General features: G+C 45.0%; 16 protein-coding genes. 11 read left to right on the top strand and 5 right to left on the bottom strand.

Translation table 11 applies throughout. The features are described from left to right. Positions 1-42 precede the first annotated feature (42 nt). Positions 43-378 (bottom strand): Rieske (2Fe-2S) protein, encoded by a 336-nt coding sequence (locus QXE01_07960; protein ID MEM4971168.1) that lies wholly within the window; start codon positions 376-378, stop codon positions 43-45. Positions 379-721: 343 nt separating this feature from the next. Between QXE01_07960 and QXE01_07955 the strand changes: the two genes are divergently transcribed. The 10 genes from QXE01_07955 to QXE01_07910 all read left to right on the top strand — a co-directional run bounded on the left by QXE01_07955 (position 722) and on the right by QXE01_07910 (position 10,447). After that, positions 722-1,918 (top strand): acyl-CoA dehydrogenase family protein, encoded by a 1,197-nt coding sequence (locus QXE01_07955; protein ID MEM4971167.1) that lies wholly within the window; start codon positions 722-724, stop codon positions 1,916-1,918. 357 nt (positions 1,919-2,275) lie between these two features. After that, positions 2,276-2,677 (top strand): hypothetical protein, encoded by a 402-nt coding sequence (locus QXE01_07950; GenBank protein MEM4971166.1) that lies wholly within the window; start codon positions 2,276-2,278, stop codon positions 2,675-2,677. Between the two features lie 332 nt (positions 2,678-3,009). Beyond that, on the top strand, positions 3,010-4,458 hold the full coding sequence (locus tag QXE01_07945; protein ID MEM4971165.1) for an amino acid ABC transporter substrate-binding protein: 1,449 nt from the start codon (positions 3,010-3,012) through the stop codon (positions 4,456-4,458). Positions 4,459-4,502: 44 nt separating this feature from the next. Then, the gene (locus tag QXE01_07940) at positions 4,503-5,387 is read left to right on the top strand and encodes a branched-chain amino acid ABC transporter permease (protein ID MEM4971164.1); all 885 of its coding nucleotides are present in this window, start codon (positions 4,503-4,505) and stop codon (positions 5,385-5,387) included. Beyond that, positions 5,384-6,382, top strand: coding sequence for a branched-chain amino acid ABC transporter permease (locus QXE01_07935; GenBank protein ID MEM4971163.1), 999 nt, complete (start codon positions 5,384-5,386; stop codon positions 6,380-6,382). The genes QXE01_07940 and QXE01_07935 overlap by 4 nt, the downstream gene beginning before the upstream one ends. 4 nt (positions 6,383-6,386) lie before the next feature. Further along, the gene (locus tag QXE01_07930; GenBank protein ID MEM4971162.1) at positions 6,387-7,124 is read left to right on the top strand and encodes an ABC transporter ATP-binding protein; all 738 of its coding nucleotides are present in this window, start codon (positions 6,387-6,389) and stop codon (positions 7,122-7,124) included. After that, positions 7,114-7,827, top strand: a complete 714-nt coding sequence (locus tag QXE01_07925) for an ABC transporter ATP-binding protein (protein ID MEM4971161.1) — start codon at positions 7,114-7,116, stop codon at positions 7,825-7,827. Before QXE01_07930 ends, QXE01_07925 begins: the two co-directional genes overlap by 11 nt. Before the next feature lie 278 nt (positions 7,828-8,105). Then, complete coding sequence (locus QXE01_07920; protein ID MEM4971160.1) at positions 8,106-9,020, top strand: NAD(P)-dependent oxidoreductase; 915 nt, start codon at positions 8,106-8,108, stop codon at positions 9,018-9,020. A 99-nt stretch (positions 9,021-9,119) separates the two neighbouring features. Continuing rightward, positions 9,120-9,881, top strand: coding sequence for an aldolase/citrate lyase family protein (locus tag QXE01_07915; protein ID MEM4971159.1), 762 nt, complete (start codon positions 9,120-9,122; stop codon positions 9,879-9,881). A gap of 83 nt (positions 9,882-9,964) precedes the next feature. After that, a complete protein-coding gene (locus tag QXE01_07910; GenBank protein ID MEM4971158.1) occupies positions 9,965-10,447 on the top strand; it encodes a flavin reductase family protein in 483 nt (160 codons plus the stop codon). Here the strand turns inward: QXE01_07910 and QXE01_07905 are convergent. The 3 genes from QXE01_07905 to QXE01_07895 all read right to left on the bottom strand — a co-directional run bounded on the left by QXE01_07905 (position 10,437) and on the right by QXE01_07895 (position 13,635). Next, on the bottom strand, positions 10,437-12,587 hold the full coding sequence (locus tag QXE01_07905; GenBank protein MEM4971157.1) for a xanthine dehydrogenase family protein molybdopterin-binding subunit: 2,151 nt from the start codon (positions 12,585-12,587) through the stop codon (positions 10,437-10,439). The genes QXE01_07910 and QXE01_07905 overlap by 11 nt on opposite strands. Before the next feature lie 76 nt (positions 12,588-12,663). Further along, complete coding sequence (locus QXE01_07900) at positions 12,664-13,158, bottom strand: NifB/NifX family molybdenum-iron cluster-binding protein (protein ID MEM4971156.1); 495 nt, start codon at positions 13,156-13,158, stop codon at positions 12,664-12,666. Positions 13,159-13,368: 210 nt separating this feature from the next. Continuing rightward, on the bottom strand, positions 13,369-13,635 hold the full coding sequence (locus QXE01_07895; GenBank protein ID MEM4971155.1) for a hypothetical protein: 267 nt from the start codon (positions 13,633-13,635) through the stop codon (positions 13,369-13,371). A gap of 120 nt (positions 13,636-13,755) precedes the next feature. Between QXE01_07895 and QXE01_07890 the strand changes: the two genes are divergently transcribed. Then, complete coding sequence (locus QXE01_07890) at positions 13,756-14,430, top strand: hypothetical protein (GenBank protein ID MEM4971154.1); 675 nt, start codon at positions 13,756-13,758, stop codon at positions 14,428-14,430. Positions 14,431-14,756: 326 nt separating this feature from the next. Here the strand turns inward: QXE01_07890 and QXE01_07885 are convergent. Then, positions 14,757-15,408, bottom strand: a 652-nt coding sequence (locus tag QXE01_07885; protein ID MEM4971153.1) for a phosphopantothenate/pantothenate synthetase, incomplete at its 5' end; no start/stop codon positions are given.

Genomic DNA, 15,408 nt, shown 5'->3' with positions numbered 1-15,408 from the left:
CCCAGAAAACAGTTGGAGTGAGGCTATATTGCTTTGAGCCCTCTAATCAATTATAACCACAACCCTATCTCCCCTCCTCTCAACCCTATATAGCTTCATAGGCTTTGTAGTGACATCAGGGGTTAGAGATGCTCCATCACTTAGCCTGAAGGTGGACCAATGACATGTACAGGTTATAGTTCTATCCTCAGGATCTAGATAGCCATCGCTTAGAAAACACCCCTCATGGGGGCACTCATCATCAGCAGCATAGACCTCATCCCCGATCCTCACAATCAAAACACCCCTTAAACCCCCAATCTCCCTTCGAATAGGCGTTTTATCCGGGATCTCGCTTATCAGAAGCTCTATAACCTCCTTCTGACCCGTCTCCAACACCCTTACACCTCAAATCATTCCAGCAAACCTAATATACTCCCCATACATTGAAAACCCTGCTTCCAGAGTAAAGGAGATAGATACAAAAGATCATTAAAGCCCTGATACTAATTAAATATACTCAGAGCCCAAGTATGGTTTAAAAACAATAAGATAGATCCTGGAGGGTAGAAACACCTGTTAAAATCTATTCTACTAATGCTAATAATCAGAGGTTCCTGAGATCCGTGAATAAAGTATAGCGAGGTGCTTAAAATTTTGTGAAGGGCTTAAGGGGAAAATCGGGTCTCCAAACCTTTTATATGTTGGAAGTAACGATCTATGGGGGAGTTGGTGTTATAATATGAGCCTCGAATCTTACTTGGATTATCATCAAAGAGAGCTAAAGGATCATCAGAAGTTGTTGATAAACAATGTTAGAGCTCTTATGGAGAAATATGGGGAGAAATACTGGCTAGATGTTGATGCTTATGAGAGGTTTCCCGAGGAGTTTGTAAGGGAATATTTAGAGCTTGGATATGCTGGGCTTATGATCCCTGAGGAGTATGGTGGTGCTGGATATGGTCTCCAAGAGGTCACCCTTGTTATTGAGGAGATAAGCGCTATGGGTGGTACTGCTTATCATGTTAGAGCTGTTTACTATCCGATGAATATCCTGGTTAGATATGCTTCTAAAAATATTAAGGAGAAATATCTGCCGAGGATAGCTAGGGGTGAGCTGAGATTCCTCGCATTCGCTGTAACAGAGCCAGAGGCTGGGTCTGATACTGCGAGGATATCCACTTTCGCCAGGAGGGAGGGTGATAAATATATCATTAATGGCCATAAGATCTTTATATCGAGGTTTAAGGAGTCTGATCTCATGTTCCTAGTAGCTAGAACAAGACCCTATAACCCTGAGAGGAGATATGATGGTATAAGCCTCTTCCTAGTAGATCTCAGAGAATCTACAGGGATCGAGGCCAAGAAGATAAAGGTAATGGCGCTAGGACCTGTATATGAGCTATATATAAGGGATCTAGAGGTTCCAGCAGAGAACCTCATAGGTGAAGAGGGTAAGGGCTTCAGATACCTCTTAGGAGCACTTAATTCCGAGAGAGTAGTGATCTCAGCAGATCTTGTGGGTAGCACTAGATACCTTATAAAGAGAAGCGTTGAATACGCATCTAAAAGAATAGTCTTTGGAAAACCCATTGGAAGCTATCAAGGGGTTCAATTCCCAATAGCATCAACATATATAGAGCTTCTAGCTGCAGACGAGATAACACATAAAGCTGCTAGACTTATAGACGAGGGTGCTGAGGACAAGTCTATAGGATTATATTCAAACGCAGCTAAATACATCTCAACAGAGGTTGCCTGGAAAGCAGCTAACGTTGCCATGGACACATTCGGAGGCTATGGATATGCGTGGGAGACCGGGATTGAGAGGAAGCTAAGAGAAATAAGGCTATACAAGGTAGCACCAGTAAATCAAAACCTAGTCTTAGCATATGTAGGACATAACATACTCGGACTACCAAGATCCTATGAGCCGTGATAATCGGCTAGAACCAAATGCAAAGGGAGATGATGAAGCTTTGTTTAACCATATATTATCTATTTTAAGCACAAGATCTGCTGGGAAAATTTAGGGTCCAGAAGCAATAGCTTAACAAGCTTTTCACAGCTATTATCAGTCAAGAGTTTTACAACTGAAAGCACTATCCTAGGTTATTTAGAAAGCCTCCGCAGATCGCCTAGTGATTTCTAAAAATTCATGAAGGAAGATCATATAATATGGTTACGCTTATAACCCACATGATTAACGTAATACCTAGTATTTAAACATCTGTAGCATGTGACATACTATGATATATACTATTTATTTATAGATATTCGAGAGAGTTAGATGAACATGAAACTCCCAGATTCCCTGAAGATCCTATATATGATCTATATAATGGGAGGATCCGTAGAACTTAGCACAATATATGAGGCAGCTTCAAGGGCTTACAAGGCAAGGACTTGCTGTGAAGGCTATAAATTCTATAGTGAGAATGGAAATATCTATTCAAAGGATGTTGAATATGATATAGAGGCCCTAGAATCTCTTAAAATGATTGAAATAATAAAAACTAATAATACCGAGACATTAAAGCTTACACAAAAAGGATATGAAATCGCGAAAAGCATTGAAAACCTGTTAGATAGAAAAGAGGCAAAGGCTATAAGCTCAGTTATAAAAGGAGATAGACGGAACAAATCTGGTCACAATCTAAAGGTATTTTTAAAATCGATCTTCAGACACCCTACATAGATTTTGGAATAAATAGTATAAATTTATATAACTTCTTTTAAACTAAATAGATTTTCTTATATTCTCGATAGATCGAAAAACCTTATTCTTATCTCTTTGTGGAAAAAGAAATCGGAAGGCCCTAGATTTCTAACCTTTAATTCTTCTAGCTTTACTATTTAAGAGCGCTGTTCCATTATTCTAATACAAGTCTAAGCTTGTTAAATATAGATCTATACTAACATATATCAATTAACATTGAAGGCATATATTTAATGTAACTATATAGTTTTAGAACCAATTGTATGCTAAATGTTTATTAGCTTTTTTGTTTATTTTTGTTTGGTGTTTGTATGGTCAGGGGTGTTTCTAGGTTAATTGTTATAACAGCTGTTGTTGTGGTTTTAGTTGCTATAGCCTCATTCTTCGGTGGGATACAGGTTGGGAGATCTGTTGCACCACAAGCAGTAACACAGATCCTCACAGTGACAGCCCCCCAGAGGGTTACAGTAACACAGACAGTACTACAAACAATAACAGCCCCTGTACAGATTGTGACTACTCCAACACCAACTCCTACTCCCCCTATACAGCTTCCAGATAAGATAGTTCTTGGAATGGCTGTACCCCTATCCGGTAGCCAGGCTGATGCTGGCAGAAGGGGTTTCTGGGGTGTTCTAGCTGCTATCAAATGGGTTAATGAGGTGTATGGAGGGGTGCATCTATATGGCAAGGCTATACCGCTTGAGCTGAAATACTACGATGATGAGTCTAAGAAGGAGAACACAATAGCATATACAGAGAGACTCATAACAGTTGACAAGGTGAACTTCCTCCTATCAACATACTCATCACCACTGGTATTTGCACAAGCACCAGTAGCTGAGAAGTATAAGATGCTCCTAGTTAACTGGGGAGGTGCTGGTGATGAGATCAACGCGCAAGGGTATAAATATGTAGTAACGGTGTGGACACCTGCCTCGATGTATCTATGGACGGCTCTCTACGCATTGAAACAGATAGATCCTAAGGCTACTAAAGTGGCTATAATGTATAAAGATGACGAGTTCAATAGAGCCGCTGGTGAGGGGGCTGTTAGGAAGGCCCAGGAGCTTGGCTACACGATTGTATATCAAAAGGTGTATCCACCAACGATCAACGATTTCACACCATATATAACAGATCTCGCCAGAAGTGGTGCAGACGCGCTTATTGTAAGCGCTCACTATCCAGACGGCTTACTCCTAACTAAACAACTAGCAGACGCTAATGTGAACTTTAAGCTCATAGCCATTAATGTAGCCCCATGTCTACAGGACTATTACAACAACCTAAAAACACTAGCAGAGGGCATACTATGCCCCTCCCAGTGGGAGCCAACGGTCAACTATAACCCCGACCTAGCCAAGAACATGGGTGTAGAGTGGTTCGGCCCCACAACAGATGTTTTCATGAAGTACTTCGTAAATGTAACAGGCAACCCCAACATACTCCCAAGTTACCACACAGGGTCGGCTGCAGCAGCAGTACTGCTCCTAGTCAAGGCTATTGAGGTCGCTCAGAGTCTTGATCCATCTGCTGTTAGGGAGGCCTTTAACAAGCTATATCTAATGACCTTCTTCGGGCTATTCAAAATAGATCCAGCTACAGGCAAGCAATTAGCACACGAAATGGTTCTCGGCCAGTGGCAGGGAGGTAAATTCGTAGTAGTATGGCCCCAGAGCGTGGCGATAGCCAAGCTATACTACCCAATACCAACATGGGATGAGAAAAGAGCAGGCAAGCTGGCGACATATTCATAGATAATATTTTTCCAAATGATGTTTTTTCTATATGGGGTGTTTGAATGGATCTTGAGCCTCTTCTCTTCAATATAACGGCCGGGCTTATACTAGGATCTATATATGGGATCTCAACCATAGGTCTCAGCCTTATATTTGGTGTTATGAGGATCGTTAATGTTGGCCATGGCTCCTTCATAATGTTGGGAGCATATATAGCTTACTGGCTATTTACGCTATACGGGCTTGTACCCCTAGTATCACTAGCTGTAGCATTCACCTTGGGATTGGCGCTTGGCATGGCTATATTCTATATAATGGTTAGGAGATTCTTAGGGGCGCCCGAGATCTCATCACTTATGGCTATGTTCGGTTTAGGGGTTATGCTGGAGGAGATTGCTAAACAGTTTTGGGGTATCGATTATAGGGGATATAGCTGGTACCTAGGCGCAATACCGTATTTAGGTCTAAGGCTACAGGTCACATCGATATTAGGTGCGGTTCTAGGCCTTATAGCTGCTATAGCTATATTTCTATTCCTCTTCAAAACAGGTGTTGGCACATCGATAAGGGCTGTGGTTCAGGATCCTGTGGGGGCCTATATCTGTGGCATTGATGTCCATAGGATCTATTCTACAAGTGTTGGGATAGGCCTGGGTATGACCATGCTTGGAGGAGTTCTTCTAACCCTATATAATCCAACAGGTATCAATCCATATATGGGGCAGCCATATACTTTAAAGGCATTCGTGATAGCCGTGCTAGGAGGCCTGGGATCGCCTTTGGGAGCATATATAGGTGGTCTTATCTTCGGCTTAGTTGAGTCGGGTGTTACATATATATTTAGCCAGATGGGGTCTCCAAGCCCTGGATCTCTAGCTCTATTCCTAGGCTTCATGCTCCTAATAATATTGCTTCTAGCAAAGCCTGAGGGGCTGATGAGGAGATGAGGTTCCAGAGGATCCATGTGCTCCAGGTTATAGTCTCTCTAATATTCTATATATTTCTATGGATTATTAGAGAGACGTTCCCACAGTATGGGCAGTTCGTTACACTACTGATATTCTATACAGCGCTTGGACAGGCTTTCAACATATTTCTGGGGATGACCGGATATGTGGATTTCGGATACGTAGCTTTTCTAGCACTGGGTATGTATGGGGGAGGCCTTGCGGTTAAAATCGCGGCAGAGGCAGGCCTCCAACCAGTGTTAGCTCTAGTGCTAGGGCCTCTACTAGCATCCCTCATGGCCGCAGCTGTAGCATCTGCTGTAGGAGGTGTGGCTCTTAGGCTTAGAGGAGCGTATTTTGCAATAGCAACTATAGGTGTTAACGAGGGGCTGAGATACCTTATAGAGGGGGCCAAGATATGGGGTGGGTCGGAGGGCCTCATAATAGCTAGGGATCTCAGGAGCCTCTTTGGGGATGAGGGCTTCAGCTATGTAACAACTATCTATGCAGACACCTTCCTAATATTCACAGCTGTAGCTGCTGCAATAACCACATGGCTCATCAAGAACAGCAGGATAGGCTATGGATTAGCCGCTCTAAGAGAGGATGAGACCGCCGCAAGGGTTATGGGTGTAAATACCACGGCATATAAAATAATAGCATTTACTATAAGCGCTCTCTTCGGCGGGCTCATAGGATCGGCTTGGGGTCTTAAAATCGTAGCAATATATCCACCCGAGGCATTCAACATAACATATACCGTGGAGGCTATAATAATAGTAGTGCTGGGGGGCATGGGCACCCTATTAGGACCCATTATAGGAGGATCTATCTATACATTAGCGAAGTACTACCTAGGAGTTCTAATACCGGGGTTCCAGCTACTTGTATTCTCAGCAATACTGATCATAGTTGCCGTGGCATTTCCATACGGCTTGTTAGGGCATATTAGGGGCTATATCAGAAACTATGCATTGAGGGAGCTTCTGAGGTGATAGATTGTCTCTCCTAGAGCTTAGAAATGTGAGCAAAAGATTCGGAGGGCTAATGGCGCTGAGAAACATATCCCTCAAAGTAGATAGGGGGGAGCTCCTAGCTATTATAGGGCCTAACGGAAGCGGTAAGACAACCCTTTTCAATGTGATAAGCGGTGTCTATAAGCCGGAGGAGGGATCTGTGATCTTCGAGGGAGCTGATATAACGGATTACCCCCCATATAAGAGGGCGAGGATCGGTATTGGCAGGGCATTCCAGATCCCAAGACCATTCCCAGGGCTCAGCGTTAGGGAGAGCGTTGCTATAGGAGCTCTATTCGGTACAATGGCGGGGAGGATAGGCGTTGGCGAGGCCCTAGAGATAGCTGATGATGTTCTAAAAATGGTTGGGCTATATGATAAGAGATTCGAGCCCGCTGGTAGGTTAACGGGCCCTGAGAAGAAGTTGCTAGAGCTGGCAAGGGCGATCGCTATGAAGCCGAAGATCATGCTCTTGGACGAGGTAATGGCTGGGATGCCTCCAAGCGAGGTTGATAGGCTCTCAAAGATCGTTAGGGGATTGGCTGAGGAAGGGGTATCAACGATATCTCTAGTTGAGCATGTTCTAAGAGCAGTTGCAAAGATAGCTGTAAGGGTTATAGTGCTCTATAGAGGGGAGATCGTGCTTGAGGGCCCTGTTGAATATGTTCTTAAAAGCGAGAGGCTTAGAGAGATCTACCTGGGTGTTGGGCGTGTCACTTAGGGTTATTAACCTAGAATCTGGCTATGGAGCAACCCAGATCCTCTGGGGAGTTAGCTTCGAGGTCTCCAGAGGCTCATTCACCTCGGTGCTAGGGCCAAACGGTGCTGGGAAGACGACTCTTCTAAACACCATAATGGGCTTTATAAGGCCTTGGAGAGGGGTGATAGAATATAGTGGTATCGATATAACGAGAACGCCTCCCCATAAGAAGGTGGAGATGGGTATAAATATAGTGCCTGAGGGTAGAAGGCTATTCCCAGATCTAAGTGTTAGGGAGAACCTAATGCTCGCTGCAAAGACTAAGAGGGCTAGGAACCATATTAATAGCACATTGGATCTTGTGTTCACATTATTTCCTGTGTTGAAGGAAAGGCTAGATCAGAAGGCTGGAACTCTAAGCGGTGGTGAGCAGCAGATGCTAGCAATAGCGAGAACAATAATGACGAAGCCGGAGCTCATATTGATGGACGAGCCAAGCCAGGGATTAGCCCCTAAAATCGCTTTCGAGGTCTTCGAAGCTATTAAGAGGCTAAAGGAGGTGGAGAAGATATCTATCCTCCTGGTGGAGCAGAACATAAGCCTCGCGCTAGAGGTTAGCGAATATATATACATAATGGATCATGGGAAAATCGTGGGTGGCGGATCTAAGGAGGATATGCTGAGAGAGTCACTAGATATCCTGAACAAGCTAACTGGGCTATAAAAGCGGTATTTTTAATATCCAGGGCATCCAGGGCTTTGAACCTCTAGAGTGCTGGTGATGTGCGCCTGTGGTGAGGAGCCTCTGAGGGGTAGGCGCGATGAAGAGTCACTATGTCTAGGTAATTAGAAGCCGGTTGAATGTGAAACACAGACCAATAGATAAAGAAGCCTTTAACGCTAATCATGCCTGCTCTAAGAAGAGTGGTTCAACTGTAAAAGATCTACTCTACTTGGTATTTAAGCCCTAGACTATTACAACTTGTGGGGCTTTACACGTTGGTGAGGGAGATAAGGGTCATAGGTTTTAGGGGTCTTGGGAAAATGGGTATGCCTATGGCGAAGAGGTTAATACAGGTTGGTGGGTATAAGCTGAAGGTATTCACCACAGAGAAGGCTAAGGCTGAGGAGATGTCTAGGTTGGGAGCAATTGTAGTAGGATCTAATGAGGAGCTCGGCATAGGTGTTGATGCTGTCATATCCTCTATCCCAGGCGATAAGGAGCTTATAGAGACATATCTAGGTGAGAAAGGGATTCTAAAGAATATGGAGCCGGGAACCACCATAATAGAGATGAGCACCGTGACCCCGATGGCGTCTAGAAAGGTGGCTGAGGAAGCGTCTAGGAGGGGTATCTACTACCTTAGATCTCCTATAAGTGGTAGCACTCTATTCGCGGAAAGGGGGGAGCTGACGATATATGTCTCAGGGGATAGGAGGGCATATGAAAACGCCCTCCCCGTGCTCAGGGTTCTCGGAAACAAGATCTCCTATGTCGGCCCTGGTGAGGAGGCTAGATATCTCAAGCTCCTAATAAATATAATAGTCGCTACAACACCCGTAATAGTTGCAGAGGCACTTGCAATAGGTGAGAAGGCTGGTATAGATTGGAGAACCCTTATAGATGCTCTGGGGAGCAGCGTGGTTGCATCGCCACAGATTGGATATAAGTTGAAGACCCTTCTAGAGAAGGACTTCTCAAAACCGGCTTTCACCGTGAAACAGATGATCAAAGACCTAGACTATGCGTTAGAGGTTGGGAAGGAGCTAGGGGTTTTCATGCCCCTAACATCCCTTGTAAGGCAGGTCTTCGAAGCTCTTGATAAAAGTGGGAGGGGAGAGCTAGATTATTTCGCAACACTTGAGCTGGTAGAGGAGCTCTCAGGGGTTAAGAAGGTGGAGAAGAAGCAAAGCTAGATCTATCAAGATTTAGGTGAAGAGGTATAATAGCTAGCTATTGAAATAATACTAATATTTTTATATTATACCAAAGTCTATTGTTTCATGGTGCTTTGCATGAATAGACTTGTTGAGAAGGCTTTGAAGGGAGAGGTGCTTTTCGGAACGTGGATCACAATTAATAGCCCTGAGGTTCCAGAGGCTATATCAACGCTACCAATAGACTGGGTTGTTATTGATATGGAGCATGCACCCCTAGATATATATGACGTTGAGCTCCTGCTCATGGGGCTTAAGGGGAGCGGTGTTGCTGGTATTGTAAGGGTTCCCTGGAATGATCCTGTGCATATTAAGAGGGTTCTAGATGTAGGAGCCCATGGTATCCTAGTACCTTGGGTTAGCACATATGAGGAAGCGCTAGCAGTCGAGAGGGCTGTGATATACCCTCCTAAGGGGATAAGGGGTGTTGGGCCTAGAAGGGCCACCATGTACGGATCTATCCCCAGCACGGAGTATTATAAAAGATATCTAGAGGATCTAATAGTGCTAGTACAGATAGAGACCTCAAGCGCTGTAGAGAATCTAGAGAAGATATTAGAGGTAAAGACACTCACAGGGATCTTCGTAGGGCCCAGCGACCTCTCAGCATCCCTAGGAGTCTTTGGAGAGAGGGATAGCCCTATATTAGTTGGGGCTCTTGAGAAGATAGCGAGGGTTGCTAGGGCAAAACCTATTAGAGGTATAATGGCCTACACCCCTGAGGAGGCTGCTAGAGCTATCAAGATGGGATATAACATGATATCCCTATCATCTGATATGGCCAACCTGTTGAGGGGGCTAAGGATATTCATGCGTGATGTGGAGAGACTCATTAAATAGCTAAGATGCTGTGGAAATAGATCTAATATTTTTGATATAGGCAATATTAGCTATGAATCTCAAGGATCTCTGGAGTGCCCCGATTGTCTATAGAAGATAGGTTTAGAGATGTTATGAGGAGATACCCCACTGGGGTGACTGTGGTTACATCTTATATAGCTGATAAACCCCACGGCCTCACAGTTAATTCCTTCACATCAATATCGATCAAACCCCCTCTGGTGGGGATCTTCATAACGACAGGATCAACAGGGTATAAGGCTATCAAGGAGACGGGTGCGTATGCCGTTAACATATTAAAACATGATCAAGAGGTTATAGCTAGGAGATTCGCGGAGGAGCCTCCCAACAAGAGGTTTGAGAATCTTAGATGGTATAGAACTAGATCTCTTGGGCTACCCGCTATAGACGGCTCACTGGCATATATAGAGGCGAGGGTTGTTGGGGAGAGCGATATAGCTGATCACACGCTATTCATAGGTGAGGTGGTTGATGCAGAAATACTCATAGATTCTGAGCCCCTTATCTACTATATGAGAGGCTATAGAAAGATCCTCAAGATCTGATCCTAGGGGCTTCACGCAATATCCTCAGGAGATCCTCGGGATATACCGGGATCTTCCTAACCCTTCGCTTTATAGCGTCTTCAATAGCAGATATTATAGCAGGTGGAGCCCCTATAGCCCCGGCCTCGCCAACACCCCTTGCACCATGAGGGTATCTAGAGGGGTTCTCAACAAATATGGAGTCGACTTCAAATGCCTCAACAGCTGTTGGAACCCCTGTATCTACTATTGTTGAGAAGAGGGGATACCCCTTTTCATCATATCTAGCAGCCTCCCAAAGAACCTGTCCAGCCCCTTGGATAACGCCTCCAATAATCTGGCCCTCAATGATCGCAGGATTTATTGCTCTCCCAACATCATCCACGGCTACGTATTTGATAACCCTCGCACTACCAACCTCGGGATCTACTGCTACCACAGCTACGTGGGATCCGAATGAAAATATATTGCCAGCCTCTGCAAACACCTCTATCTCTAGCCCCCTCAGCCTCTTCAAAGCCTCTTCTATGGTGTAGCCCATGCTGGATATCCTCTCCAGCAGAGCTCTACATGCCTTGATAACAGCTGCACCGCCAGCCACGATACTCCTACTACCCGAGGTACCCTCACCACCTTCGAGGCTTGAGGTGTCTCCATATGTTATCCTCACCCTCTCTATCGGGATCCCTAGCTCGTCCGCAGCGATCTGAGCATATACGGTCGCATGTCCCTGCCCATGTGAGTGGGTTCCTACGGCTATCTCTATATATCCATCGCCAACCCTGATCCTAGCCCTCTCACCTGGCGATGCTCTGTTAAACTCTATGTAGCTCGATATACCCACACCACAGATCATCCCCCTAGGACATATGCTGCCCAGCCTCTCCCTCAGATCCCTGTAGATCTTATAGGCCCTCATATATGTCTCAACATAGTTAGCCACATCGATCGCAACACCCAGGGGATTCCTATACTCGCCAGATCCTCTGATCATGTTGATAGCCCTTATATCCCCCCTATCGATTCCAAGCTCGTCCGCAGCTGCATCCATCACCCTCTCATATATAAGGGCAGCCTCTGGCCTCCCAGCGCCTCTATATGCATTGAACGGAGTCTTGTTTGTAAAAACCGCTTTGAGATCTATGTCGACGGCCTTCACATCATATGGCCCTGTAACCCATCTAACGATGTTCACAGCTATGTTCTGGTTTATGGAGAAGTTATATGCACCTAGATCCACTATAACCCTGCCAGAGATCCCGAGGATCCTACCGTTCTTCTTGAAGAAACCCTTCACACGAGCCCTAACACCCCTCCCCTGATAAGGGGCTACGAGATGCTCTCTCCTAGTCTCAACCCATTTAACAGGCCTTTTAAGAGCTATAGAGGCATATGCTGCTATAACATATTCAGCGTGTAGCGGTACCTTAACGCCGAAGCCACCCCCAACATCTGGTGATATCACTCTCACCCTATCCCTGGGGATCTTGAGTATCTCGCTCAGATCATCCCTAACTCTAAAGGGATTCTGTGTTGTTGCATAGAGAGTAAGGTTACCACCCTCATAGATTGCTATAGCAGCCTTAGGCTCTATAGGGTTTGCAACAACCCTCTCCATATCTATCTCCACATCAACAGCTATATCAGCCTCTCTAAAGGCTCCTAAATCCCCTCCCACGAATCTCCTATCTATACAGAGATTCCTTTCAATCCCCTCATGGATCTGAGGTGCTCCAGGCTCCATAGCTTTTTCAGGATCTGACACTGATTCTAGAGGCTCGTACTCGATATAGATATTCTCAGCGAGATCCTCAGCCTCATAGGGATCCTCAGCAACTATAGCTGCAACGGGCTGACCAACAAAGTTAGCAACACCCCTAGCTAGTATGGGCATTGGGGCTAGCTTAGCATAGCCAGCGATCTCCGGCTCCACCCTAAGCCTGAGCTTCTCATTGATATCCCTCCACGTTATCATTAGGAGAGGCTTTCTACCTATAACCTCTATATTCCGTATAATCGCTCGAGGATATGGGGATCTCAGGATCTTTAGATACGCCATATTTGGGAGCTTGATATCGCATACATATCTACCAGCACCCCTTACAAACCTCAGACCCTCGAACGTTTTGATGGGCATTCCAACATATCTAATCCTGATCACCTAAGCTCCTTAAGGATAGATGTGATATATATTCTACATCTAAAAAAATAGATATTCTAGATCAGGGGTTTAAGATCTACTCCTCCCTCTTCTGGAGCCTGGCTATTCTAGGTATATTGCTATACTCAACCGTTGATATGAACTCAACTATCTCCTTAATAGGCTCCCCAGGATCTGCAAAGACGAATTTAACCCCTTCCGAGGTGAAGTACTCAATGCTTGTTCTACAAGCGCCCCCAGCTATTATTAGATCAACGTCCCTCAACACCTCTTCTCTAAGAGTTCTATATTTCTCCACACCGTGGAGATGTAGATATCTATGGTATCTATGGAATACCGGGTGGATAGACTCGCCCCCACCATGCTCCTCCTGATACTCTAAATCGGTATCGGGGACATAGCCAAGAGGATTCTCCCTAACCTCTACAGGATTCGCCCTCCCACCCTCTAGATCTATGATCATGAAGTGAGTGCTATGGGCAAAATGACCAGAAGCAATAGTAGCCCCATCCATGGTAGCTATCGCAACTCTAACCCTACCGCCCGGCTTAGCCTCACTACTCTCGCCCATATATATCAACCCGAATATATACTCTAGAAAGCTTATAATGCTGACCTCCTCCCAGCTCTAAAAAGGAAAACACCGATAGGTTTCTCATGCCTAGATACTGCTCTTCAAATATCCATGATATTCTGAGCTCTAAAAAGACTTTGATAAAATAGTTGGCAAACCTCGCCTTTTAAGGCGGGGAGGGGGTCATATGTTACTAAATAACTACAGTTAAGTTGTTGGACCTGGGCTTCTCGGCTGTCCTGGCTTCTTTATAAGCTCTTTTGGAATCTTAACCAGCTGGATCACTCCCTGTGTTTGAATAGAGTATATGGGTATACCCGTATTTGGATCATGTCCAACCTTCATAACCCCTGTGACAATTACTTTGAACCTCAATATAGTACCGTCTTTAAGCTTAATTGTTATCCATGGGAACTCCTCTGCTTCGAACTCGATGACCTCGACCTCGCCTAGTGGTTGTGGGAATGGGAGCATTTCTAGATCGCCTAGCCTTAATTGCCTAGAGAGCTATTAAGCACTACGAATTATATGTAACTAGGATTACATGTAGTAATACATATAAGTCTTTTTTACTACATATTGGTGGGTGGTGTTGTGAGTGGCTTTGATGTTGAGGGTTTTAAGAGGCGTGTTGATGAGGCATTTAAGAAGATCGAGGATAGGGTGGAGGAGCTTGAGAAGAGAATTGAGTCTGGGGAGTATAGACCGTTTAGATGGGCTATGAGAGAGCTCAGGGATCTTGTGAGGGGGTTTAGAGGGGTTCTCAACGAGCTTGCTGAGGAGCTGAGGAAGGCTAGGGAGGCGAGTGGCGGAGGGGGAGATGTTGAGAAGTCCTTTAAAGAGCTTGAAGACTATATTGAGAAGAGGGCCTATAGCCTTAGAGATAGGATCATGGATCTCGCAGATAGGATCAGGACTAGATATGGATTCGAGAGTATAATACCGATTAGGGTGTTCGAGAATATAGGGAAGACGGTAGCTAAAGTGATCGAGGAGAGTCTAGAGGCTCTTGAACAAGCTGTGGGAAAGGTCTCAACCACTGTTCTCTCTGTTAGGATAAGCGATGAAGATCTCAGGATAATAGATAGCCTAGTAGAGGGAGGGGTCTTCAGAAGTAGGAGCGAGGCAGTAGCATTCTTCACCCACAGAGGTATTGAGTGCAGCAAGGAATGGATCGAGAAGGTTAGGGACAAGCTTGAAGAGATAAGGAGACTCCAAAAAGAGATAAGATCAGAGATCGACTCACAACTCCATAGAAGATCCTCCTAACCTCTATAAGCCACAAACCATAGTATTAGCTATGATGATCTCATCTCTATATTAGATTATAGAGCCCTTCAGTTACAATGAAAAATCAACGGACTAGAAATGGCTTATAAACACCTCCAGAGAGGAAAAACAAGAGATCGGATCCCGCCTATTTAATTCTATAGCGGATTTGCTCAATAGATAAAGATCCTAATCATCAATCCCTTGTATAAAGCTATTAATCATAGATCGCTGGCGCCAGCCGACATCATCCAATCTAGAGAACGAGGCCCGCAGCTATAAAACCCTAAAATGTTTACGAGGGATTTAGAGGACTTTGGCTCGTGCTATAGCTCTGGAAATATCTCCTTAGATATCTCATCCAACCTTTTCTTTATATGCTGTAGAACCTCCGCTAATACCTCTCCATTGTTATAGCTCCTCAATATATCCTCGAGCTCCTCCCTCCTCCTACCTCTAAGTCTTCTGATCTCCTCAATTAGCAGGGGCATTGCTCTCACGATGTTATCCACTATAGTTATATCCGCAGCCCTAGCCGTTCTCGATAAGGGGTTCAGATCTACAGCAATAACCTTCTTACCCATCTTCTTGAGAGCCTCAGTCCTATCGCCATCCTCGAGCGCTACAAATACAACATCCGCTACTAAGATCCCCTCCCTACTCACCCACCTCCTCTCACTACTAAGCCACGGTATACCCTCGACAACATCATCAACACCTAGAACCCTCTCAGCCCCCAGCTCGAGGAGCTCTCTAGCTATCTTCTCAGCCCTCTCCCTAGTCCTGTGGAATAAATTCACCTCTAGGGGTGCTCCCAACTCTTTCGAAAGCCTAACTAGATCCTCTGGAACCAGTGCTGCTGTGTTGCCATTAACACTTATAACAGGCCTTCTAGCAAGTAACAGGGCGGCGGCTGAGGCCCTTATAGCTTTTCTAGCCGGTTCTATGGTCTTCTCACCTATTAGGTAATCAAAACAC

Source organism: Sulfolobales archaeon (assembly GCA_038897115.1).
In the GTDB taxonomy this organism is placed as follows: domain Archaea; phylum Thermoproteota; class Thermoprotei_A; order Sulfolobales; family AG1; genus AG1.
The sequence above is the reverse complement of the archived record's forward strand: the minus strand, read 5'-3'. Positions and strand labels throughout refer to the sequence as shown.